Below are 25,492 nucleotides of genomic sequence, written 5' to 3' on the forward strand. Positions count from 1 at the left end.
GGGTGATAACATTTCATATCATATCAGCTTTTATCTCACATTTCAATTTTTATTTTTTATTCCTTGATGCGATTATTGAAATCCTCAATCTTACTTTCTGCTGCTTGCTTATCTTTTTCTAACTTTTTAATCGCATCTTTTGTTTCGTTCTTCTTGTCGTCATCCTTTATATCTTTCAGCTTTTTATTTTGTTCATCAATTTTGATGTTAATCTCTTTAAGATCGGTTTGTGCCTTTTGCTTCTCATCATAAGCTGATATTTTCTCATCATAATACTTTTTCAGATTATCATAACTTGAACCCACGTCATTTCTCTCATCATTCTTGATACTACTCATGAACTTATCTAATTCTTCTTTCTGATTTGTCATGAAGTAAGCTTCAACTAATTTTTTGCTTCTTCTTTGATTAAAAAGAATATCTTTATTTTCAATCATGGTTTGATATTTATTTTCCAAAGTAGCTATATCAAAGTTTATGACTTCATTATTTTTCACTTGGTTTGCTAATTGCTTTAACCTTTCTTCCCCATCATCTTCTTTAATTAAGGCATCCCCAATTTGGTAAGCATTCTTTTTATCTGCTGTGATCGCCTTTGTTAGTTTGTCTTGATCTATATACCAATCCACTAAAATACTTTGATCTTTTTGATTTAAATTTTCATAGCCAACCCTATCCAACTGAGCGTAAGCTTTTTCCTTTTGATCCTTGTTCCCATTAGCATTGATATAGACACGATAGGAGCTTAACACTTTATTTTGTTCCTGTATTTTTTTCTTGGCCTTGCTTAATGCATTCGGTTCCTCAGCACTACTAAAATTATCAAAGGCGACAGACAATAACCCTATTGCCAGTAAACATACAATGGTTATCACCATGCCTTTAGGACTCGTCATTTTATCCATTAAATTACTCTTCGATTTTTGCTTGGTATTATTTGACTCTTTTTTATTCTGTTCTTCATATAGACTATTTTTAATCATATCTTCTGTGCTAGCTACTTCTTTTTCTGCCGTATCAGACCGTTTGGTTTTAAACATTTTATTCCATTTGCTTTTTTGCCTTTTTTCCTCTTGCTCTATTTCTTTTTGGGTCTCTTCATATTGAATTTGATTTTCATAGGAGCGAATCACATCTTCCATTTCCTCAATGTCTTTTGAATGAATAATATCTTCTGCGAACAGGAAGACTCTTTCCCTTTGCTCTATAAAATCTGACTTTTTGGGTTTCCCTAAAATAGCGTGTTTCGTTGTTAAAGCCAACAATATTAACTCTTTTAAACCATCAACCTTATTATCCTTTTTATAGAGTTTAAACCCTTCAAAATCAAAGAGCAGTGCTTTAACCTTTTCTTCTTTGATATCTATGGCAAAATTACTTTTTTCCCAGAGAACAGAAACATTCTGTTTAGCAATATCGATCATGGAATTAAAATAGGGAAACATCTCTTCAAATTGTATCCGTCGTATATGGTGAAAATCAAAGGCATTTGTCATATCATAGGTGATTTGTAAGCGATCCCTAATGCTTGTTATTGATTCAGCATAGTAAAACGCATCTGCATAATTTAATTCTTTGATTTTTTCTTTATAATTTTCTTCTATCACTTCTATTTCTTCTGTTTCCAATCGTATCAATGGCATGGTAACGAGTGCTTCATTTTTATTAATGGTTATTTCACCGAATCGGTTTATTTTTTTAATCATGTGTTATCACCCTCCAGATCACGAAGCTTTATTCAGTTTGGGTCAAGAGATCATCAATATCTGTTGTCTCATTATCTTCATTCACATTCATCATGTGCGCCATAATGTCATCATGTGTGTTTTCCAACTGCCTTTGCTGCTCCACTTCATTTTCAAATGCTTTTTTAACATCATCAACGGCTCTTGGTTTTTTATTTTCCTCTTGCTGCTTTTTTTGTTTAAGTTGATTAAATTCCTTTTCATCTTCTGATGTCATTGCCACACGAGAATTTATTTCTTGAACAACCATTTCGCTTACACTTTCACTCTTTGACGAAACAGCAGCAGCCACCTCTATATCTGCTAACCTTCTCTGCTGTGCTCGTTGTTTTTGATAATCTTCAAAAGTGTCTATATTACCTTTGTTAATATTTTCTTCTTTTACAGGCGTTTTGTACCCAAGGCTTTTTCTATTCTGGTTATAATTTGGTTTTCTATTTTCATCAAAAAGCAACCCAGGGTAAAGGTCATATTGCCATGCCTTTTCTATTTTTAATGGGTCTTTCCCTTTTAATAATAAGTACGCTATATTTTTTTCCATGCTCATTAATTCATTTGCAGGCAGCAATGCTCTTTTTTCGTAAACATCAGAACGATTTGTTGTTTTCCCTTGCTTTGAAACAGATGTGGATTCACTTTTATATTTTACTGTGGTGGCATCTATCCAATCTGACCAGTATTTTGCCCCTTCCTTTTCCCCAACTTTTAGTATAAGGATGGCAGAGTGATTTGAAATAATGGTCTTAGTGGCTTCTTTCCCATATAACTTTTTATCTTGTAATTGTGAAATATCTTGGACAATGGTGTGCATATAAATTTTATAACCCCGGCATAAAGAGAGTGTATTTTCATAGCCGTCTATCTTACCGATGTTTGGAAATTCATCTAAAAGAAAATGGACTGGTATGTCTAACTCGGGAATTGGGTTTATATCCCCTAGTTCAAAAAAGCGATCGATCATTTGACTAAAGAAAACACTCGTTAGGGAAGCATAAGGATTAGTCGGTACAGCAATCTTTACGTATAGCACACTTTTATGTTTCTGAAATTCATCAAAAGAAAAATCACTGGTTTTGGTCATCTCTTTGATTCTGTTTAATTGGAAAATACTAATCATGCTTTGAAAACTTGATGAAATGCCCGATCTTGTATTCATTGATGTTAAATCACCAAGAACACTAATCAATAACCCTTTTGCTGGGTTTTCATCTGGCATGTCGTCCAACCATTCATCACACTTTTTAGGGTCAGACACATGTTGATTAAAGACATTGATGACTTGTGCCATGTTGGCCTGTTCTTTAGGAAATTCACTTTTAACATAGCTTATTAGACCAGCTAATAACTTTTGAGCACGTTCTTTAAAGAAATCTTCTTTGCCGTCTTTGGTGCTGTTTTTTGAAATGATATCACTCACTTTTTGAGCATCTTCATCATTTTTAACATAATCTAGGGGGTTGTATTTTGCACTGCTGAAGTCAGCGAAATCAATTTGATAAACACGATAGCCTTGATCTCTTTTTAATTGAGATGTGACATGATAGTTTTCACCCTTAGGATCAATGTTTATAATGCATTCGTTTCTGATACTAACTAAATTTGACATCACATACGATTGACCTTTACCACTACCAGAAGGGCCATTGACATAAACGTTCATGGTATCCAATTTGGTATGCTTGGGGAGAATTAAAGCCTTGCTTTTTTTAGGCACCTTTCCAATGATAATGCCTTCTTCCATTTCTAACCCTTTTCCATAGTCGCCTTTACTGAAATCGGCATGTTTCGAAAGGGTTTTTCCATCTAACATAAGCAAAGGGTTTCCCCATTTCGCCGTCCCTTTGACTCCGAAATCGGATGCACTTTTAAAGCTGATGTCAAAAATATTTTTCCTGAAAAGATAAATCGCTGCACAAAACAAAGCTATTGGAATAAAAGGGAAAACGATTTTTAAATTCTCATCACCTAATATTGTTTGATAAATTTCTATCGGTTGCTTTAACGCATCAACTAAACTTACGTTTAGTTTTTTAACGATTTGATAAAGGAATCCTCCAATAATATAAGAGATAGCTAGGGACGAAAATAAGCTTATTAAGACAATTGCTAACCAGCCCTGCTTTAATTTTTCCAATTTGTTATCACCCTCTCGCCCTATCTTCTAAACATACGTGTGACGGTTTTCACGCCACTTATAGCGCCCCGGCCACTGCCACTACTATTACCAAATTCTTTGAGTAATGATGGGATCGCTAACCCAACCATCAAAAAAGCGATAGAAGTTATTTTTTTCATAAAAAACGCCGTACCGTCACCTTCGATAACAAAGGAGATATCGGAAGCAAATGAGAAACATAAAACAACACACAATCCTTGTAGCGCAAGTGTTAAAAACCTAGAAATAATGGTCCTTAACCACATACTAAACATGTTGTATTCATCATTAACCATTGTGACGACTGCAACGGGGCCGACAACAAAGAACACCCCAACCAACGCAAATGTATATAACATCTGAATAAATAAGATCCCAAGCAGTACGGCATAGATAAGAATAAGGATAATAAATAAGGTGCCATTTGGCGTTAATAGTAAATTAAGCATGATGTTATTGGTTAATTCTTTACTTTGACTAATGTAATCAAAGATGCCATAATTCACACGGTATTGTATGGCAAGTATAAATCGAAAGACTAAATCATATGAAAAGAGAAAGATACACGCAAAAGCGATTTTAACAATTTTTTCATTCAAGACATTAATTGTGTCAGAATGATTCACCATGCGATAAGAGTATATCTTCATTAATTGAAACAGGATAAAGACGGCCAATAAAGAGTTTGTAAAAGTTGAAAATGATTCTTTGAATTTATTCAAGTTGTTATCATCTAATATTTTTTCAGGGGTAATCGCTAATTTACTGATGGGGTCTAAGAGCGCACCAATAATCGAGCCACCTGTGACATATCCGATATTAACCACATTACACAAAACATCGAAGTGGCCACATTCAAATTTCCCTTTTGTGTAATTTAATTTCTTTATCAGATCGACAAAAACGCCACCACCGGGAACATCATCTTCCCATTTATCAAATGCCTTTTTATGCGCATGATAGAGATCACCTTTAGCTCCCTCTTTTATGCCTAGGTTATTTTCTTTATATTTTCCACCTTGCTTTTTTGTATCTGAATCGATTTCGTTTCTAATCTCGCTTGATGGTTTATTAATTTCCTGATCGAGACTATTTCCTCCATGTTCTAAGCTATCAGTCGAAGGTTCCTTAGCGTTTGCACTAGGCATAAAAATGAAAAGGAATAGAAACATAGCCACCAGGATTAAAAGCATCTTTTTTCTTTTTTTTTGGAGCACCGTGTTATCACCCTCTCGTTTTAGCCCTTAATGAATAATAAATAGAAAATAACTATTCCAATAATCATTAAAGGAAACGAATAAAATTTAAATAAAAAGAATTTATACTGTGATTCTTCTTCTTTGTTCATGGGGCGTTTATACTTTTTTTGGTAGTAATCATTTTCCTTTTTGATTTTTTTTTCAAAAAGATAATATTTTATTCTATCTTCTAGTACCGTTATTTTTTGGGAGAACGATTCAACAATTGACTTAATCATCAATTCTCACTAATTTATCACCGTTACCAGCCGTACCTTTTTCATGAATTGAAAGCGTGTCTTTGTCCTTCATTTTAATTTGCAATCGCTTAGTTTCGTCATATCCCCCACTTAATATTAGGTAATCATAATCCTTATCCTTTACTTCTTCTACTTTGTATGTTTTATATCCCTCGAATCCTTCAATTGTCATATCATCATTTAGTCTTATATCGCTACCTTCATCAATCAGCGCTTCATCATCTTCTTTTACTTTCCAATGTCCGACAATATCCTTTTCAATATTCGAGCAGCCACTTAAAATAAGCATTACTGATAAACCAAACAAAATAAGCACATATTTTTTCAACCCATCACTTCCTTTTATTCGTTCCTTGAGGTTATTTCATCAAACTTAGTAACTAACCATTTGCCATTTTTCTTTTCCATGTCAATATTGACGACAACAAAATGCTTTTCAGTCACTTCTGGGCCTACAAGTTCTAAAGTAAAGGTGACAATAGACGAGTATTTATTGCTGTTTTTATATTTGCCGTAAAACTCAAAGTCTTTAACCCTTTTCGTAATACTTGGTTCTTCATCGTTATGTTTGGGGATTTTATCACCAAACAATTGTTTTCTTATATCGTCTGAAATGGCAGGTTTGATGGCAATGTATAAATTTTTTCGATCCGTTGATTGATATATTTCTTTGGTCAGCCAATGCGCATCAGATTCAAAGGTGTTTGAGCCATCTCCATGATTTACGTTATCTTTTAAATCCCTTGTTTGTTCATCTTTGTTTTGGCTTTTAACCTTGTTCGCTTCTTTTGTTTTGACAATTTCCTGCTTCAGTTCCTTGTTTTCCTTTTTAATTTCGCTATTTGTTTCTTGAACATTTTTGATTTGAACGATAAACACGACTACGGCTATGATCAAAATTATCGTGATGACGGGAAATATAAACTTTCGCAAGATGCCCCCCCTTTTTTATTTAACCCTTGCTCCAAAGTCCAAGTAATTTCTTGGGTTATAGTTTTTTCTGTTTGGATTTGAGAAATCGTCATTTTGAACCGTAAAATGGAGGTGTGGCCCTGTTGCTGAACCTGAACTTCCACAAATCCCAACGGGATCGCCTTGTTTGATTTCTCCCGGCTGGGCTATCTTTTGGCTCATATGGGCGTAGCCTGTGTAGAAATGATCGTCATGTTTGATAACCACATAGTTTCCTAAGCTGCTACTATGATTAGTTGGCAACACTTCGCCATCAGCACTGGCGTAAACCTTAGTGACGCCCTCTGTACAGGCTAGATCAATGCCGTGGTGATCTTCACCCTTCTCCCCGGTTATCGGATCGATTCGGCGCCCAAATTCGCTTGTTACAGTGATGGATTTTAAAGGATATCCTAATTCGCCATCATAATTAGTCGGTTGGGGCTTTCCACTCTTAATCTCTCCAACATATTTCATAACGGAAGAAACATATAATATATCGCCATAGCAAGCACCATATTTTTTTCCTTCTTGTCTTATACACGTATAATTACTTGGGTTTGCCACTTTTTGCATTTGCATTTTTGAGAAAGCAATAGCAATTTCTTTACTGTATTTTCCGTCATTTTGCTTTTGAGCATAATCAGCAAAACCAATACCGAAGTTATAAGACTGAATAGCAACCTTAATGTTATTATGTGATGCTTTAAGCACTCTTTTAAACTGTTTCACGCCTTGTTCAATGGACTCTTTAGGGTCTGTTATACATCCGATTTGACCACATTTAGATTCAGACGCTTGAAATATATCACCGTTCGATCCTTTCAAATTGCCCCCACTCTCCTGCTGCAGAATGGCCAAAAGAATAATAACGATATCTTTATCCATGCCTTGCCTTTCTACTTCTTTTGCTATATCGTCTTTCCACTGCAAGACACTTTCTGAGACAACTTGCCCTCCACCCTCTAAAGAAAAATCATCATCATTTGGGAGAATGCTAGCAACAATGATAATGATTAAAATGATGCCAACGGCAATGAGTCCTCCAGTAGAAAAAAGTATTTTCATCAGGAGCGTTCTGAAAACACTTTGTATTATCGCTTTAGCGTTTTCCATTTTAAATCTCCAAAGCAGAGTAATCTTTATCTAACCAGAGCTTTGCTTCCAAATCGGTTAACTCAACGTGTATTTTAATTTTTCGACTCCCGACAAATAAAAATCCTTTACCTGCCTTCTTTTTTCGATCTGCTTCACTAAATTCGAGAAAGTTAATGTCATCCTCGGAAAAATCATATAGCATTTCATTATTAACAAACATGACCTCTTTTTTCTGCATGGGTAGTATGATCTGTTGCATGGATAAAGCAATAACAGCATCCCCATAATTTCTGTTGGCATCTTTTGCACTCATAAAATCTTGGATTTGTTGAGTAGCTGTGGTAATGCCACAATTAAAGCTACGGACGACCTTCATCATTTCATATAAAAACTCCATAGCTACGGTTACTTTAGGGTCAGCGATTATATGAGCTTCATCAATGTATAATTGGGTTTTCGCTTTATCCCCATTCAAAATCTCATTACGCAGCGATGATAATAGCAGAAAATATAACGGCTTAACAAGTCGGTCATTTTTATAAACCGAAAATAAATCATAGGAGATTAAATCATTGTTCACATCGACATTCGTGTAGCCATTAAAAACGTTTGAATAAGCGCCAACAGCATATGCTCGAAGCGTTTGATGAAAGTCGGCTATGATTTTATATTGATCCTTATTATTTTGGGCTTTCTCAGATAACAAATTGTACAAGTTTTCCATCGTTGGATAATCGGTATTTTCTAACCTTAAAAACAGGCTTGAATCAGTATTTTTCGTGACTGATTTTCCAAAACGTTCATCTGCATAAAGCTCCAATAAAATTTCCGAAAGAACATCAGCTTGTAGGTCAGTCATATTGGAATACATTAATTGAAAAAAGGTGATTAAGGTTGACACCTTATCAAACAATGGATTTGATGCTTGTAAACTGCCATTATTATCTTCAAAAGATCGAACGGGGAGATCAAAAGGATTGATGATTGAACCACCCTCAAGCGAAAATTTGACCCACTCGCCCCCCATACGTTTTAAGACATTACCAAATTCCCCTTTAGGATCGATCACAATAATGCGATTGCCAAACATGTATTTACGCATCATATTCGAAAACATCGCTGTTGATTTACCACTTCCTGTCGTGCCAATGTAGACAGCGTGTTTATTTAAATAGGTCTCATCATTGACCATAATAATATTGTTTGTATCCATGTTCGACCCAAGGATAATCCCATTTTCATCGTAAATTTCGTTTTCATGAAAAGGAAAAAAGAAAGACACGGCTTCACTGTTCATCGGTCGATACGTTAAATCGTATACCTTGTTTTTGTTAATTGGTAAAAAGCTATCAAAAGCATCTTTCGCCCTTGTTTTCGGAAAATTCAATTTCGCTATACTGGCAACTTCTGATTTAACAAGGGAAGTCACACTTTCTAATTCATCTAGGGATGAGGAAACAATATGAATTAAGAACTGAAACATAAACATTCTTTCACTATTTCGGGCCAGGTTTTGTAAAAGCATTTCGGCATCTTCGATTTCAACTTGAGCCTTGGCTTTCACATATGACGATAACTTTTCTTCTTTTAATTTTGACTTATTCTGATCAATGGACTTGGATAACTCTTTTCTGACTTGAGAAGGTTCGTAAAAATCAAGATATTGCACGATAGAGATCGTTTCTGAGATTTCAGATATACGCCGAATATTATCCTGATTTAAAATTGGTTCAAATTCAACGGCGACTAACGTCCTTGTGTAGTTACTTCCACTGCGAACATAATCTTCTGTGATTTGAATGGAATCAGGGCTGATTTGTCTGGTTATTACATTGTTTTCATCGATCGTATCCTCATAGTTGAATTCTTTTTTATTTTTTTGGAACATTCCTTTTAAAAAGGAGAGAGCCATGTGTTATCACCCTTTAAATTAATAAGCTAAAGAATTTTTCTCTGCTTTGTTTCTTCCCATTCCTCTTGCATGCCTTGATAAGATGTGTCGCCCATAGATATTGGGAAGGCTATATTTTTACTAAGATCAATTTCATGATTAATTTGGGCTGATTCATAATCAATGCTAGAATAGATGAGTTTGAAAAGGTCTTCGTTATTTAAAACGTTGGCATTTATTCTGTATTTGTCTCCAATCATATTGATCAAATTAGAAATCATTATTTCGCTTTTTCGACTTAATTTACTTATTGCCTTTTCTTTATTGACGCCAATCTTTTCCGAAATAATAAAATACCTTGCCTTACTTACCATTTTTTTATTTTTTTGAATTTGGTTTGCTTTATTAATATAGCTTTCTGCAAGCATTCTTTTTATCATATTTCTTTCATTTCCTGTTTCTTCATGAACCCAATTCAAATAGGATTTAAGGTTTACAGGTTTAGACTGCTGCTCAATTTGAATTGGGAAATCCGAAGGAGGGTAGCTATTTAAAAAGTTTTGATATGACTTTAATGTTCGGTTTCTATCATTTTTGGACATACCCGTTAAATTGACACTAGAGACCTCAATGACTTTAACAATGCGTTTATCCAACGTCTCAATACAGTCATTAGCAATATTAAAAATGCCTAACTGGGTCCGAATATCATTTTTCATGTCTTCTGCCCTTTCCTTTGAATACTCATAAACCTTTTTGCTTTTCTTAAACTTAATTTGCCACCACATTTGCCGAATTAAAGAAATGTTTTTTCTGTCTGGGTGTTTGATCCACAAGAGACATAATACTAGTACAGGGGGCAGTACGGTAAAAGCAACGTTACCGGCTTTAAGGTATCCTAGGTTATACATGATATAGATCAAGATGATTGACAAGATAATAAAGGGTGTTGTGTACAAAATATCTACCCAACGGAATGTCCCCATAAAGTAACGGGAGGTATCAACATTCATTGGTATTTCAATCTGACCTTCATCTCTCATTTTTTGTTTTCGGACGTAATAGGATTCTTCAGCCAAAGTATCCCCCCTTATTCAAGTTGCTTTCCTTCTTACAAATTGCCTTGGAAAAACGAAATGATTGGTTTAGCTAAGAAGAATACAATAATTCCGGCTATACACGTAATAAATCCTCTTTGAAAAGTTCTTTTGTTTTCTTCGCCACCAAAAGCCGTAAGAAGAGCCATAACAATAATTCCGATCGCAAAGATTGAAATCCCCAATGTTCTGAATTCCGTAAATATGGTATCAACCAATCTTCCTAAAGCATCAAACATATCATAAATTCCTCCTTTTAATATACACATCTGATACATGCGTGTATAATTTATGTATAGTATATCATATGGAAAAACATGTTACAATAAGATTTAATAAGATCTTGGGGGAATATATTAGCTATGAAAAATGAAAAGAAACCAGATGAATTTTCCAGTATTCATATCAAATTAAGCAACAAATTTTTAAATGAGTTAGATGAATTTACAACAAGCTTTAACTTCACAAATCGGACTGAGGCTATGAGATATTTATTAAGCCTGGGCTTGAAATATCAAAAAGGTCTCCTAAAAGATAAAATGAGTGAATAATTTACATAAAGATCAAAAACATTCAGGTGTGCAGCATTGCTATTATTTTTAAATAGCAGCTGCACTTTTTATTTTAAATCCTTTAATTACCAATTATTTAAGTAGTCCGTAAGCCACTTTTCTTTTGCCCTTGCTTCTTCAGAAGACATAATGTTTGAATCATTTTCTTTTTTCGAGTCTTCATTATCCCATTTTAAATAATCATTCAACCATCTTTCCTCTGAAGCTGAAAGCTTTTCTTCCTGCTGCTCCTTTTCCCGTCCCATGTCCTTTTGAAGCCACTTAGGGAGTTTGTCACGTCTTTGATCAATATGTTGGTTAGAAGTAATACCTTCTGTTTTTTTACGTTTGTTCTCGATGTATGTATCTATGGAAACTTGTAGCATATTTCTAAAGTTTGATTTAACTTCACTGTTCAGAACATTGGTAAGCACATTTTCAAAATCGTAATCGGATAATCCAGATGTTTTATATTTTGTTTCAATGTCCAAAACATTAATTTTAAAAAGGATCAATCTATCAATCTTTTTTATTAAAGATTTTTTTAGACTTGGAGTAACATTTAAATCCATGATTTCATTTTCTATTTGGATTGATAGATTCTTATTATTATTTGTTTTTAATATATCTTTGTTTTTATTAAAAGATATATTATTACTTGTGTCTCGATTTGAGACTTGAGGAAGTTTCATATCGAGACTTGAGGAAGTTTCATTTTGAGACTTGCCCGTCATATCAGTATTTTCTCTGGAAGTTTCATTTTGAGACTTGCGATTTTCATTCTTATATTTTGTGGAATAAACCTTGTTTTTCTGTTTCCGTTCCTCATAATATTTTAACCGTTGTTCTTTGGCTTCATCATCTGAAAATAATACATTAACGATTTCATCAAAGAACATTTCTAAATATCTAGTAGTCTTTAATTTGTCATTAGACTTAATTTGCCGTTTATGCCGTTTTAAAAATCCTTCATCCTCTAAAGCCTTAAATAAACGAGATTGAGTTGCTTTAGAAAATGTCGTCTGTTCCTCACAATCTTCCTCTGTCCAAAAAAACATGCCTTGATCGTCAAGTTTTCCATCGGTGTACCAACGGCGATATTGATTAACTGCTTCTGCGAGTAACACTGCTTTGTTTAACCCGATTCGATGTGCTGTGTGTTTGTTTACGGGAATAAAGGAACCTGAGGACATCCAATCTAATACAAAGTGTTTTGAATCAATATTCATTTTGACCACTAAAAAAACCTCCTAGTTTAACCCATCCCAATAGTAATCATTCACTATTAGGAAGGAAACAAGCAGGATCGCATTTCCATTTACTTTTTGTTGCAAACATAGTGTGCATGGTGGTACAATATACACATAAATGCAAAGCAAAAAGCAATATCCCTTTTGTGAACAAACGCCCTATTGGTTATTTAATATCAAAATACTCCGCTAAAAGTTCTTTGATATTAAAGGAATGGGCAGTTAAATAGTTTAGAGTGCTACACTCATGTGTAGCGCTTTTTTCTGTTCAATATAAAAATTTTATCATATTTTGGCTAAATATGCCTTATGTATATTATTTAAATTTCTAAAAGAGGTAGGATGGGTGAACAATTTGCTTTTTTTGAATCACTATTTAGTCTAATATACTATTTAATGACTATAAACGCAAGACCATAATTACAAATAGTGAATATCCACTCACCTCTAATAAACGGGGTGTCAATAATGTCCCGTTTACACATCAAAAATCTTATTGTCACTTGTAAATGCTTTATGGCAGCATAGGGCTGCGTAAAAATGATCAGGCACACTGTGCCTTTCTGCCCCCTTTTTTACCAAATCAATAATATAGGCAGGAACCCTAGTAAAAATGGTTTCATATTCATCCGTTTTATAAATAGGCAAGTAATTAATCGGGCCGTTTAAAATACAATAAGATATTAACCCACTAATTGGTATATAATGTTTTTCACTGTAATCAACGATTTTTTTTTTTAGGTCTTCATTCACCTGTATCATCATCTGTTTTGGATCCGTGTTAAGATCGTTTTTTAAAACAGGAGAGTGTTCTTCTAACCGTTCAAAGTAATCTGAAATTAATAAGCCCATAAAGTGGTTTTTTTTCATACCAAGCTGTTTCTGCAGCTCGTCTATTTTCAGAGCGAAATCTTTTTTTATCGTTAATGAAAAGTTATCGGGCTCTAATATTACTTGTTGCTCTAAATTTAAAACATTCGTCATTGAAGGAGCATTCTTAAAAATGTTCGCTAGAGCAAAAGAAATAACACCGGCTTTAGAAAGATTCAAATTCTCGGAAGCACGCTCAATTCGTTTAAATGCCTTAATAGACAGTTTAATTGATAATTTAGTTGTCTCCCCTCGATTCTTTTTCCCCATTATGCAACCTCGCCTTTCGTCTAATATCCTTAGTTTAGATGACGGTATATTTATATGCAATGTCGGTTTGAAATAAAATTAATGTTAATAACCCAGATTAATGAACAAATACAAAAAAGCACGTTTTAAAAAAGATTGATCATTTTTAGGGTGCCTTTTAACCCAAAGCTCCCAATTATTTTAAGAAATAGCACTTAAATAAAGATTGAGTGAATCTTCTACTTCTTTTGCTATTAATTGAATAAAATCACGATAATTTTTTGTTGTATGAGATTTATCTAAGGCTTCATAATAAGCTAACCGGTTTTCCACCTTAATAACAACTGCAGGAAAGCCTGCTTTCATCAATTCTAAATTTAAGAGAAGGCGAGATGTACGTCCATTCCCATCAATGAACGGATGGATGCCAACAAATATTGCATGCAACATCGCTCCTCGCTCCACCGGATGTAACTCTTGCGCCTTGTTGTCGTACCACCTAATCAACTGTTCCATTTGTTCCTTGATTAAATAAGGTGCTGGAGGTGTATGTTTTGCCCCAGCAATAAATACTTGTTGATCACGGTATACACCTGCGTACTCATCATCAACGCCTTTTAAAACGAGCCGATGGAGACTTTTTATTTGCCATTCTGTAAATGGCTCTCCCTTTTGTACAATTTCCTCAACGTAGCGAATCGCATCTCGATGATTAATGACTTCCAAATGCTCTCGCATCGTTTTACCACCTACAGTAATCCCTTCTAACACGACCTTTGTTTCGTTCATTGTTAATGTATTACCTTCAATAGCGTTGGTATTATAAGTCCATTCAAGCAATAGCTTTTCATGTAAACTCTTTAACGTATATTTTGGCAATGGTCGTAAGGCATCTAAACTCGCCTTTTTCCTATCTATTTGCTCAAACATCTTATTTCACCTCTATGTGCCGTCCTATATTTTCACATCCCAATTTTACACTAACTGTTAAATAAAAACAGCTCTTCATTATAATTAGCAAGCTGTTTTATCAAACTTTAAAACCATACAATGATCCATGGTTTAGTTATCAAAAAATTGCATGACCATCATTCGAAAAAAGGACATTCATCTCATAATGATCATGCTTACTTTATAATAAAGAATTTCACTTTTGAAGATCAATCAAAAGTCGATGTTATAATCCTCGTCAATAGTACCAGTGATCTCATCAGATACCAGCTGGCCTTCTTTCTCAGCTAGAGGGCTAATATTATCTTTAGCATCTTTCTGATGGGCTGCCAGGGTGTTGGGCTTGGCCAAAGTTAGCTTGCCCTCTATTTTCTTATTAAGCTGTTTAAATTCATTTTCCATTTTATGACGTAGATCAAGGAGTTCGTCATAAACATGACGGTTTTTTTCCTTCCCCAATTCTATTTCCTTTTCCGACGCTATATCTCGTTCAATTAACTGAAACGCATACTCTCTGAAAGTCTTTTGGGGCATTTCTTGAATTCGCTTTTCCACAAAAGCATACATTCCATCAGACATTTTAGTTGTTCTTACGTTAAATACTGGGCTTCTATCGTCCATAATTATCACCTGAACTAAGTTGTAGTTTGCTGCTTTTTAGCCATATCAGCTCGGCTGAGTATTTCTAAACCATAAAGATTTAATTTACGGGCATCAGGAAGGAAAATATGGTTATTTTCAAATATATCGCCGTTATATCGACTTTCAATTTCATGCCTTACTGATTCTTTGATTATCGGGGCAACGCCACCAATATAGACATATTTATATGTTTTATCTTTAGGTGCTTGAAAAGCACCTTCTACTTTTGTTATTAAAATGTTGGCGTATTCACGCAAGGCATGGTAAATAGGATCCGTTAAATCATACGATTTGCCACTATTCCCATCCTTTCTCTCCATTTTTGATTTATCAATATTATCAACGATAAATTTTTCTAAGGAGCGTACCTCATCAAAGTGTTCTAAAAGCTTTTCTTTTCTAAGATCTTCTATGTGACTTAAATATGGTATATCAGAGAAGAACGTTAATGATTGACGACTTTTTGGCGCTGACAACCCGGCAGGCAAAAGCGCAAGGTCAACCGTTCCGGCCCCAATATCAACTAAGACAACATCATTGTTTTTAAATTGATCGGCATCAGAGTTGTTTTCTAAATCAAAGTTTTTCTTTAAAGCCCAACGAGCGACTTCCCCTTCGATCCGGCAATGACTCTCTTTTACCTCGATTGATAGCTTTTTATCAACACCTAAGGTATGAATCACCACTTCGTGCTGGCCTTTAAAACGGTCAGCCATTTTTGTTTGCATTTCACTAAATTTATTCAATTTCACAAGAAGCCAAATAGGTAGCATGGTTTGAAAATAATCAATTGTAACATTGTAGTCTTGGACCTGTTCCTCTTGTTTAATGGCATGATAGTAAGCAACGGACGCCAAAAAGGCAACATAAGGTATCTCTGATTCCGTCTTATTATGTAGTTTTTTTATATGATTATTACCAAGGACTTCTTTTTCGGCAGCGTTCCCTACTAAAAAATATCTTTCCTCATTATCAATTTTAGTCGAAATTAATAACCGTTGAAGCAACTCTTTTGGTTCCTCAATGGGAGAAACAAAATACCCTTCTGCTTTTTCCTGACTGACTTCCACAATATTAGTAGGCATTTCAAAGTAGTAACCGTCAAATAAGGTCATAAACATAGAATTACCAAAATCAGCATTTACATGGTTAACTTTCACAAAAACATCCCCTTTTGTATTTATCTTGAATTCAATTTATCTTATAATATCATCTATAACTCTCTTTGTAAAGCGCATGTATACAGTGTAATGTCAATAATAATGGGGTTTTATTCGTTTTTTTCTACAAGTGTATACAGTGAATACAATTTACTATTAGATGTGTATTTAGTGTTTTTCAACTAAAAATTTAATTTAAAAGAAAAAAGGACATATGTTAAAACACACCGAAATGTACACTTAGGTGCGAAAGATTGAGGGCAACCTATATGAAAGTTAAAACCTAACTTTAAAATACCGTTAAAGGCGCTTAGTAAAAGAACACTTAGGTTTAAACCAATGTGTGGATGTGAGGTGTGAACATGTGTGATCATGAAAACCCACCTTTTCAAAAGGTGAGTGAAAACCAAGGTGATTTATCACTAACTGTTAAAGAAGCTGCCATTCATATCAATGAAAGCCCTCATGTCGTCCGAAATTGGATGAAAGAATTAAAAGGGCAAATTCCAACCATACAAAAAGAGAATGGCTATCATTACTTTGATGTAGCAGCCTTAGAAAGACTTCTTCTTATTCAAAAATTAAGTAGAGAACAAAACTATACGTTAAAGCAGATACATTATTATTTGAGTACGGGGGAAGATCCTCTTGAACCTGAAAACATAAGTGATGATAAAAACGAAATTCTAGAGGAATTGAAATCAATAAAAGAGATGCTTAAACATCAGGAGAATTTTAATAAAGCTTTGGTTGAACGATTGGAAAATCAAAATAAATACATGGAGGAGACAATAGAAAAAAGGGAACAGCAGCTTCTTTTGTCTTTGAAAGAAACAAAAGAAGAAAATCAGCCTGAACCTCAACCTCCAACTAAAAAAGGCTTTTTTGCTCGACTTTTTAATAAAGATTCATAAATAAATAGAAAGCGAATTTGAAAGGATCAACGGGAGGATATTAACTTAGGTAGAAGACATGATCTATGATCTAAATAAAGTCTAAACTGCCTAATTATAAGGCGATTTAGACTTTAAAAAGATAATAATTATAAAGGCGCGTTTTAATGCTCCAATTCAACTTCATTTGTTGTTTCTTTATATGTCACCTTCGATTCGTTTTCTATGCTTTTATCATTTTCATCATTTTCTTTTGTTGCATTTTGATTGATGTCATCTAGGGTTCTTTCAACAGATACAGATTGAGTTAATTTTTCCAATCGTTTTTCCGTATTGGTAATGTTGTCTGTGATTTCATTCTTTAACTCTTTTATTGTAATTTGATCGGACGGGTTTTCTTTTTCCAGAACATTTAATTCATTTAATTTTTCCTTAAAGCTAAGAATGTTTTTTTCTAAAGCATGAATATTGTAAGCTGTGAAGGCTTTCATGTAAAGACTTTTATCATTACCTAAAGCTGCCTTTACTTTTTGAGCGTAAGACGTATTAAGTAATTCATGATTTACCGAATCATTTTTAACCACTGGGTTTTTATTCGCATTTAAATTTAATTTGTCATCCACTTTTTTAGAGAACGTCTTGATCGTCTCATTGATATTAGAAAGGGACTCTTTTATTTTATCTTTAGAGTGATTTTTGACTTTTTGAATACTATCTTGTGTGGCACTTTTTGATTGTGTAAATTTATCTTTAATGCTTTGTTTAAAGTTGTTTACCAATTCCTTTAATGACACTTTTATATCCGATATATTACCCTTATTTTCTTTTTTATTATAATCCTCTAAAAGCGCTTGAACCTTTAGTAAATGCTCATCAAGCATACCTTCGAGTTCATCTTTGCTGACGTATGATTGATTTGAATTATCCCCAACTACCTCATTATCAATAACGTCAGATAAATCTTTTTTATGATCTTCCAGCAATTGAGTTTGGTCATTTTTATTTTTTTCATTAATTACTTTTTTCTCATTATCATAATTCTTGTTATCTATAAAACTTTTCAGTGATTCCATTGTAACGGATGTATTTTTAAGGTGTTGAAAGTTGGACATATCATTCGTTAATTTTAGTTTATCGTCAATATTATCAAATAATTGGTTAATATCAAGGTCTTTATTATATATTTGGTTTATTTGAGTCTTTAACTTAGAATCGTTAATTTCTTTTATTTCTTTTAGTTCTTGTAAATCAAACGTGTTAAGGCTTTGACTTACTGGTTTATTATTTCCATTAACATTTTCTAGCCCATTCCATGTTTCAATTCCTTTACCACTTTTTAAATTAAGGGATAATGTTTTTGTTTGCTCCGTGTCTCTTTCATGTTTGTAAACTAAAGAAATATCGTCATCTTTTTTATTCACTTTATCAAGATAAAAACCTAGCTTATCTTCTGCCTTATCATAATATGAATTTAGAAGATCATAACCCTCCTTTTCTTCTTTGCTTTCATTGCCTTTTAAAAAATAATAATTTTCGCCCTTTTCTTGGCCTGATGGACTTATTTCACCGTCTTTGATAATCTCTAATCGGTTATCTTTTGAATCCTCTTTAAGCGCTTTGTCACTCTCAATGTTGTTGTCTTTATCATTTTCATTTTTACGTTTGCTAATATCTTGAGACATTTTTTTAAAAATGTTCTCCAATATTTCCATTAAATCATCTTGCTTAAGATCAGTGCTCATAATAAATCCTCCTTAATTATTTTAAATAATTTGGTTTGTTATGATTAACATAATCAGCAAACACTTTTAGGAGTTCCTCTGTTTCTTCAACATTTAATTTTTCACAGTCAAAATATTTTTCTAACAAAGCACCTTTTTGAATGAGCCTATTTGCTCTCTTTTTCCGTTCACCTTCCATAAATTGATACCACTTTCTTTTTTCTCGTTCTATGTGTTGTTTTTTTCTAGCAATTAATGTGAGGGGGTCGTTTGTATGTTTTCTTGTTCGGACTTCCCCATGCTGTCACCTTCATTATTCAGTAATTTGTTAGCTTGGTCTTTAAGTGATGTTATAACTTCAAATACCTTTTCACTATCATCCTGTATATCCCATGTTTTTAAAACAAAAGCACCGATGTCTTGTTGTGCCTTAACCTCTAATTCCTTCATTTCTTTTTCCATTTTTTCAATACGCTCTTGCATCTTTGCTTTACGTTCCATAGCCTTACTTACTTTATTAGCCATTGTTAACCTCTTTTCTTTGACTTATTTAGTATCCTATTGAACTTCTATCTATATAATAAATGAATATGTTGATAAATTCAACAAAAACATTGGAAATAATACGTAAAAATGTTATAATAGGATCACGAATTAAAGATGAGTGCCCATTTACACGCAGTGGTTCCCTCCGGTCTCAACTGCGCATCAAATGGGTTTCCTGCGGGGGCTCTTGGATTATAAAGAAAGGTGGTGACACATTATGAGTAATGGCTACTATTTGTTTAGCTGTGGAACAGTAAATAAGTCAGCGCAATCCGTTGTTGCTATGGCTTCTTATCGTTCAGATGAAAAGTTATATTCAACTCGTGATGGTATGACAAAAAGCTTTAAATCTCATAATGTGAAACCAGAGTCCTTTATCTTATCCCCCAAAAATGCCCCGTCATGGACAACTAACAGAGAGAGATTATGGAATGAAGTTGAAACATTTGAAAAGAGAGATAATGCAAGGTTAGCAAGGAGCATTTTATTAGGTTTACCCAATGATTTAACAAATGACCAGCAATTAGAACTGACAAAAGAATATGTTCAAGAGACGTTTGTTGATGAAGGTATGGTAGCAGATGTATCGATACATCGGGATGATGAACAAAACCCTCATGCTCATATTCTTTTAACAGTAAGAGAATTTAATGAAAAGGGCGAATGGGAAAAGAAGAAGTCACAAAGAGTACCCGTTTTGAATGATAAAGGGGAACAGGTATATGATGATAAAGGATGGAGAAAAACAAGATCGGTCAAGTTGAATAATTGGGATAGCAAAGAAACTTTATTGCATTGGAGGGGAAAATGGTCTGAAAAACTAAATGAAAAAGCCAAAATATATGACTCTGATAAAACATATAGTCATAAATCTTATAAAGACCAAAACAAAACAAAAAAGCCAACGCATCATTTAACACGAAATGCTTATCAATTAGAAGAAAAAGAAAAGAATGAATGTGAAAAAAATAATAAAACATACACTCCGAGAACATATTATGCTAAAAAAAATGTAGAAATTAAAGCATATAATAAAAAATATGAAAATGTTATAAACTTAGAAGAATATAAGACTGAAAAAGAATACAAAAAGTATCTTGATAATGTCCGTAGGGAACATCACTTTGATGAAGAAAAAATTCATGCTACAAACTTATTAGTGGAGAGAGCAAAGGGATATATTGATTATAAAGTGGCCCTAAATCTTTATAATAACTTCCATGATGAGCGTAATAAATGGTCGCTTAAATTGGAACGTGATGAATCAAAAATTAACGCAGAGAAAAAATTATATTCCAGTCTTTTGACAGCTTATAAAAATAATAAAAATGCTGTCGTCCAATTTGGTTATTCATCTAATGATTTTAAAAATGAAGTAAAGGCTGATTTGTTAAAGTTAAAAAATATTGAGGAAAAACATACTGAAGAAAAAGGGAAGTTTGATGAACTTAAAAAAGCAACGGAAATTAGTTTAGATTACCAAAAAGAATTAACTAATCTTGAATTTCATTCAATTTATAATCGTGGTTATGCTAAAGATTATTCCATTGAGGAAAAATATTTTGTTTTAGATTTATTGAAAAAACATAATATCCTTATTCCATCAAATAAGATCAAAGATGAATATCAAAGACAGGCTGTTTCCAATGAAAACATTTCAACTTATGTTCCTGTTTGGAAACAAGCAAAAGATACATTAACATCAATTGAAATATACAATCGAAGTATACGTAAATTTAACAACTTAAATCTCAATATTATCGAACCAACTAAACTTAAAGAAGAAACCATTAAAATTAATAGCATAAAACAATTGAAGTCAAATTATGAAAATTATATTGAAAAAATTGAGCCGTTGTTAGATCAAGATATTAGAGAAAAGATATCGCCAGATATTAATTGTGCTGTGATTGATATTAACGTTAAGGTTGCATTGTTAGAAGGGTATTCAAAACTTAACGAACAAGAAAAATTGTTTCTTGATGTTAATGAATTTATTAAAGACATACAAGAGCAAGAAGAATTTAAACAGCAAGAAGCAGCCAACAAATCAAATGAAAATGGAAATGATGACGAAAAAGAAATATATAATAATATCTCAGATCGTTCGAGTAATATTGTAGATGGTTTAACGTCACTTCTAGACGAATTGCAAAAGGATAATGAAAATGGAAATGGTCAATCTGTTAAACGGGATCGAACAAAATTGAGAAGGAGAAGATCAGAAAACGGAATGGAATTATAAAATACATTTAAAGGGTGATAACACATGGGACTTTCATTAATCTTGGCTGAAAAACCGAGTCAAGCTAAGGCTTATTCTGAAGCCTTTAATGTGGAAAAAAGAACAAAGCATTATATAGAGGTTAAACCTGATAAAGCTTTTCCAAATGGTGCAATTATCACTTGGGCGATTGGCCATTTAGTAGAGTTAAACCCTCCCCAATTTTATGATGAAAAATATAAAAAGTGGGATTTAGCCAATTTACCAATCGTCCCGAAAACCTTTTCTTATTCCGTTTCTAAGGATAAAAAAGAGCATTACAATGAAGTTGAGAAATTATTAAAAAATGCAAAAGAGCTTGTGATCGCTTCAGATATCGATCGAGAGGGTGAAGCGATATCACGCCTTATATTTCAACAAGCTAAGGTTACAAATAAGCCCATTAAACGATTATGGATTAATTCTCTGGAAAATGATGAAGTTCGTAAAGGGATGGAGAATTTACGTGATGGCAAAGAAACATATAACTTTTTCTTGGAAGCTCAAGCAAGGCAAAAAAGCGATTGGTTAGTGGGTATGAACTTATCTCCGTTATTTACTTTGCCACTTCAGCAGAGGGGATATAACGGAAGTCTTTCTATTGGCCGGGTCCAATCACCCACTGTTTATTTAATTTACCAACGACAAAATGAAATAGAAAACTTTGTATCAAAACCTTTTTTTCAAATTGAAGGTGAATTTACCGTGAAAAATGGGTCATACAAAGGTATGGCAGATGTTAAAGAAGAAGCGAGGGAAACGGTTCAAGCTTTGTTGGATAAACATGATATAACTGGTAAGGATCAAGGGATTATTCAATCCGTTGATAAGAAAGAAAAAAGGCAAAAGTCACCCAAATTACACTCTCTTTCTTCTCTGCAGAGTGCAGCCAATAAAAAGTGGAAATACAGCCCCAAGGCTGTCCTTGATATTGTACAGAAACTGTACGACAAAAAGATCCTTTCTTACCCCAGGACGGATAGCCATTTCATTACTGAAAGTGAGTTTCATTATTTAAAAGAGAATTTAAATGGGTATCAACAAATTCTGAACAATGTGTTTACCCCATTATCATTAACGCCAAATAAGCGTTATGTGGATGGATCAAAGGTAGAAGAGCACTATGCCATTATCCCGACCAAAGCCATTCCAAATGAAAGCATTATGGCAGGATTAAGCACAGAAGAAAAGAACATCTATCATGAAATTGTGGCTGTCACCTTGGGGATGTTTCATGGCGATTATATTTTTGAAGAAACCACGATTATGACAAATGTGAAAGGTCTTCCGTTTAAATCAACGGGAAAAACCGAAAAAGAAAAGGGATGGCATTCTTTATTCCCGGTTAATGCTGACAAAAAAGATAAAGATACTGTTTTACCAACTGTTTCTAAAAATGAACAGGCAACTGGTATCATCGGAATTAAGGAAGGTATGACCCAGCCTCCTAAACCTTATACCGAGGGGCAGTTAATCAATATGATGAAGACCTGTGGTAAATACGTTGAAGATGATAAAGATGTCGAGATTCTAAAAGATGTCGAAGGGTTGGGAACTGAAGCCACCCGGAGTAGTATTATAGAAAAAATAAAACAGCAAAACTATATTGATGTAAAAAAGAACATTGTTTCTGTGACTGATAAGGGGAAAATCCTTTGTGAAGCCATTGATGGGACCCTTTTATCGAGTCCGTCGATGACTGCCAAATGGGAAAGTTACCTTAAAAAGATCGGTGAAGGCCAAGGGTCACAAGAAAAGTTTCTTGAACAGATAACAGCATTCATTAATAAAATGATTTCTGAAGTCCCAACTCAATTAAACGTCCCTTCTATTGCTAAAAAAATTCAAGATCAGCAGCAAAGCAATGGCATATCTAAATGCCCTTCCTGCCAAAACGGGTTTATCATTGAAAAAAAGACAAGTAAAGGTAAATTTTATGGCTGCTCTTGTTATAAAGAAGGTTGTAAGGTGACCTTTCCAGCAAAAATGGCAGGGAAAACGTTAGGTAAAACAATCATTAAATCGTTGAGTACAAAAGGCAAAACAAACAAAATTAAAGGATTTAAGAGTAAAAAAGGAAAAGATTTTGAAGCAGCATTAAAATTAGATAGCGAATTTAACATTGAATTTGATTTCAGTTAGAAATATTGTTTTAAGTTCAGGGCATAAGAACCGTTGGTGTTGACTTAAAATAAAGTTTGAACAAAAGTACATCTTATTCCCTTTATTTAACGTTAAATAAAAAGAATCCGTTTTGAAAAAAGTTTGATCAAAATGGATTCCTTTTTTTTTGGCGATATACAATCTTTATAATAAAGTTTGATCATTTTCTATCTGCGATCTTTAACAATCGCGCCCGTTTGGAGTGTAATTTGGTCTACCCTTGATGTCACTATTATAGTCCTTCTACATAGAATTTCTCATACCTAATAAGAGGGTCATGCCAACATAATGTAAAAAATTTCATAAGGCCAATATCTTTAATTGTTTTTATTCAATGCATCAATGACTTTAGCCATGAATTCGGGATTATTAACAACAAGTAACATGATTTGTTTTCTGGCTCGGGTAACGGATTGATAGAACATTCGCTCTGGATCATAATAATTTGCATTTCTTACAGCAATACTATTTTGATCATCGTAATAAAAGGTAGAACCAATTAATACAAGTACTTTATCAAATTCTTGTCCTAAAACCCTATGTGCATTCAATCCTCTGTTAAGCTGCATCCTCTGGATTGCTTCACCATTGTAATTCTGACTTGTGTAATCAATAATCTGCCATCCTTCGTGTTCCAATCCTACTGCAAATTCTCTGGCTTTCTTAATATCTCCAAAGTAATGGATGGATATATTACCAGTGTTCCTACAATTCGCCATAGATCTCAGATTAAAAAGACCTTTGACGAAAGTACCAAGCTCCTTATTTGTTCGCATCTTTTTACTTAGTTCAAATAACTCACTCCTATTCAAGGTGTTTAGAGTATTAAGGTTGTTGAAATTACGTTCATGAACTGAAAGTATTTGCTTTGGATCCAAAGCAAATATACCTCTTATATTATTTTCTTTTATATATTGGATAATACTTTCAAGCTGTTGAGGATACATCCTTTGGGTCTCATCAACAAAAATAACTTTGGGGTTAAGTTGTTTAATCTGTTTAAATTCCTTAATAGGGATAATGTTCCATTTGTATTGTTGTCTTAATTTCAAATGTCCCTCATTCAATTCACCAGTATGAATTATAACTATATCATGTGTTTTGTTAAATTCTTTGGCTAAATCATAAAGTAATAAAGTTTTTCCTGTTCCGGGTAAGCCTTTCAAAATAATAAACTGCTGGTGGTTATCAAATGTTTTTTTCTTAAATTCTTCCTGTTGTTTCGTCAAAAAATATGACCCATTAATGAACCTTTCACTGTCATTGAAGGGAGATACCAAAAAATATGATGGATCAAACAAATCATCTATGTTTGAATGATGTTCTATTTTTTGACTAATTAAGAGCTTTTCGAATGTGGAAATGTCCGCAGGTCGAAAAGTTTCGTCGTTATCTAACTGATAAAAGCCATTATCTTCCGAAATATAGGTAAACAACTTTAAATTTTTACCTAAAGACGATAAATAATATTTATTTTTTAATAACTGTATCCGAGCGTCTTCTACATTCAGACAGGATTTTACTTCCACGTTCAAAATATAATTTTCTCCAAACCTAAGTAAATCAAACTCCTTATCAATTTGAGGTATTTTATAACCTACATAAAAATATCCAAGGTATCTATCATCCACGGACAGATTATCAATAAAGGCAGATATTTGTTCAATTTCCTCACTCCTCATAGAGAATTCGAAAAGATTCTTAATCCCTTCAAAAGTATTTTCTGGTAAATCCCTGTAACTGCTCACTAAAGAATTTAAATCAGTTGGTTTTTTCAATGCCTTCACCTTATATATAT

At 33.5% G+C, this 25,492-nt stretch carries 22 protein-coding genes; 4 read left to right on the forward strand and 18 right to left on the reverse strand.

The genetic code is table 11. The features are described from left to right. Positions 1 to 56: 56 nt before the first annotated feature. From EV207_RS15140 to EV207_RS15180, 9 genes are all read right to left on the reverse strand, one after another. Positions 57 to 1,706, reverse strand: coding sequence for a hypothetical protein (locus EV207_RS15140; RefSeq protein ID WP_132747001.1), 1,650 nt, complete (start codon positions 1,704 to 1,706; stop codon positions 57 to 59). A 28-nt stretch (positions 1,707 to 1,734) separates the two neighbouring features. Further along, complete coding sequence (locus EV207_RS15145; protein ID WP_132747002.1) at positions 1,735 to 3,879, reverse strand: VirD4-like conjugal transfer protein, CD1115 family; 2,145 nt, start codon at positions 3,877 to 3,879, stop codon at positions 1,735 to 1,737. A 20-nt stretch (positions 3,880 to 3,899) separates the two neighbouring features. Then, positions 3,900 to 5,117 (reverse strand): conjugal transfer protein TrbL family protein, encoded by a 1,218-nt coding sequence (locus tag EV207_RS15150; protein WP_132747003.1) that lies wholly within the window; start codon positions 5,115 to 5,117, stop codon positions 3,900 to 3,902. 252 nt (positions 5,118 to 5,369) lie between these two features. After that, positions 5,370 to 5,726 (reverse strand): type 1 glutamine amidotransferase family protein, encoded by a 357-nt coding sequence (locus EV207_RS15155; protein WP_132747004.1) that lies wholly within the window; start codon positions 5,724 to 5,726, stop codon positions 5,370 to 5,372. Between the two features lie 14 nt (positions 5,727 to 5,740). Beyond that, a complete protein-coding gene (locus EV207_RS15160) occupies positions 5,741 to 6,331 on the reverse strand; it encodes a hypothetical protein (RefSeq protein WP_132747005.1) in 591 nt (196 codons plus the stop codon). 15 nt (positions 6,332 to 6,346) lie between these two features. Further along, positions 6,347 to 7,465, reverse strand: a complete 1,119-nt coding sequence (locus EV207_RS15165; RefSeq protein WP_132747006.1) for a lysozyme family protein — start codon at positions 7,463 to 7,465, stop codon at positions 6,347 to 6,349. 1 nt (position 7,466) lies between these two features. Beyond that, complete coding sequence (locus EV207_RS15170; protein WP_132747007.1) at positions 7,467 to 9,359, reverse strand: VirB4 family type IV secretion system protein; 1,893 nt, start codon at positions 9,357 to 9,359, stop codon at positions 7,467 to 7,469. 26 nt (positions 9,360 to 9,385) lie between these two features. Beyond that, positions 9,386 to 10,417: a hypothetical protein gene (locus EV207_RS15175; protein ID WP_132747008.1), complete on the reverse strand. Its 1,032-nt coding sequence runs from the start codon at positions 10,415 to 10,417 to the stop codon at positions 9,386 to 9,388. A gap of 32 nt (positions 10,418 to 10,449) precedes the next feature. After that, on the reverse strand, positions 10,450 to 10,674 hold the full coding sequence (locus tag EV207_RS15180) for a hypothetical protein (RefSeq protein WP_132747009.1): 225 nt from the start codon (positions 10,672 to 10,674) through the stop codon (positions 10,450 to 10,452). Between the two features lie 123 nt (positions 10,675 to 10,797). On the opposite strand from EV207_RS15180, the gene EV207_RS15185 reads away from it, so the two are divergent. Beyond that, complete coding sequence (locus EV207_RS15185) at positions 10,798 to 10,986, forward strand: ribbon-helix-helix domain-containing protein (protein WP_132747010.1); 189 nt, start codon at positions 10,798 to 10,800, stop codon at positions 10,984 to 10,986. An 86-nt stretch (positions 10,987 to 11,072) separates the two neighbouring features. On the opposite strand, the gene EV207_RS15190 is transcribed toward EV207_RS15185, so the two are convergent. The 5 genes from EV207_RS15190 to EV207_RS15210 form a co-directional block, all read right to left on the reverse strand. Next, positions 11,073 to 12,224: a hypothetical protein gene (locus EV207_RS15190; protein ID WP_132747011.1), complete on the reverse strand. Its 1,152-nt coding sequence runs from the start codon at positions 12,222 to 12,224 to the stop codon at positions 11,073 to 11,075. A 489-nt stretch (positions 12,225 to 12,713) separates the two neighbouring features. Then, entirely contained in the window at positions 12,714 to 13,376 is a 663-nt protein-coding gene (locus tag EV207_RS15195) for a hypothetical protein (protein WP_132747012.1), read from the reverse strand. Between the two features lie 180 nt (positions 13,377 to 13,556). Next, positions 13,557 to 14,285 carry a Fic family protein gene (locus EV207_RS15200; protein ID WP_132747013.1) on the reverse strand — a complete coding sequence of 243 codons (729 nt, stop codon included), beginning with the start codon at positions 14,283 to 14,285 and terminating at the stop codon, positions 13,557 to 13,559. A gap of 234 nt (positions 14,286 to 14,519) precedes the next feature. Continuing rightward, entirely contained in the window at positions 14,520 to 14,927 is a 408-nt protein-coding gene (locus tag EV207_RS15205; RefSeq protein ID WP_132747014.1) for a hypothetical protein, read from the reverse strand. A 14-nt stretch (positions 14,928 to 14,941) separates the two neighbouring features. Next, the gene (locus EV207_RS15210) at positions 14,942 to 16,108 is read right to left on the reverse strand and encodes a ParM/StbA family protein (protein ID WP_207902962.1); all 1,167 of its coding nucleotides are present in this window, start codon (positions 16,106 to 16,108) and stop codon (positions 14,942 to 14,944) included. 362 nt (positions 16,109 to 16,470) lie between these two features. Between EV207_RS15210 and EV207_RS15215 the strand changes: the two genes are divergently transcribed. Continuing rightward, the gene (locus EV207_RS15215; protein ID WP_132747015.1) at positions 16,471 to 17,022 is read left to right on the forward strand and encodes a helix-turn-helix domain-containing protein; all 552 of its coding nucleotides are present in this window, start codon (positions 16,471 to 16,473) and stop codon (positions 17,020 to 17,022) included. 143 nt (positions 17,023 to 17,165) lie between these two features. On the opposite strand, the gene EV207_RS15220 is transcribed toward EV207_RS15215, so the two are convergent. The 3 genes from EV207_RS15220 to EV207_RS15230 are packed head-to-tail and all read right to left on the reverse strand — an operon-like array spanning position 17,166 to position 19,247. Next, entirely contained in the window at positions 17,166 to 18,743 is a 1,578-nt protein-coding gene (locus EV207_RS15220; RefSeq protein ID WP_132747016.1) for a hypothetical protein, read from the reverse strand. A gap of 16 nt (positions 18,744 to 18,759) precedes the next feature. Further along, complete coding sequence (locus EV207_RS15225) at positions 18,760 to 18,921, reverse strand: hypothetical protein (protein ID WP_481405330.1); 162 nt, start codon at positions 18,919 to 18,921, stop codon at positions 18,760 to 18,762. Positions 18,922 to 18,974: 53 nt separating this feature from the next. Continuing rightward, the gene (locus EV207_RS15230; RefSeq protein WP_132747018.1) at positions 18,975 to 19,247 is read right to left on the reverse strand and encodes a hypothetical protein; all 273 of its coding nucleotides are present in this window, start codon (positions 19,245 to 19,247) and stop codon (positions 18,975 to 18,977) included. A gap of 238 nt (positions 19,248 to 19,485) precedes the next feature. On the opposite strand from EV207_RS15230, the gene EV207_RS15235 reads away from it, so the two are divergent. Beyond that, positions 19,486 to 21,513, forward strand: coding sequence for a MobA/MobL family protein (locus EV207_RS15235; protein WP_132747019.1), 2,028 nt, complete (start codon positions 19,486 to 19,488; stop codon positions 21,511 to 21,513). A 24-nt stretch (positions 21,514 to 21,537) separates the two neighbouring features. Further along, positions 21,538 to 23,673 carry a type IA DNA topoisomerase gene (locus EV207_RS15240; protein WP_132747020.1) on the forward strand — a complete coding sequence of 712 codons (2,136 nt, stop codon included), beginning with the start codon at positions 21,538 to 21,540 and terminating at the stop codon, positions 23,671 to 23,673. 338 nt (positions 23,674 to 24,011) lie between these two features. On the opposite strand, the gene EV207_RS15245 is transcribed toward EV207_RS15240, so the two are convergent. Then, positions 24,012 to 25,481 (reverse strand): ATP-binding protein, encoded by a 1,470-nt coding sequence (locus EV207_RS15245; RefSeq protein WP_243647104.1) that lies wholly within the window; start codon positions 25,479 to 25,481, stop codon positions 24,012 to 24,014. Positions 25,482 to 25,492: the final 11 nt, after the last annotated feature.

It is taken from the genome of Scopulibacillus darangshiensis (assembly GCF_004341035.1).
Lineage (GTDB): Bacteria > Bacillota > Bacilli > Bacillales > Sporolactobacillaceae > Scopulibacillus > Scopulibacillus darangshiensis.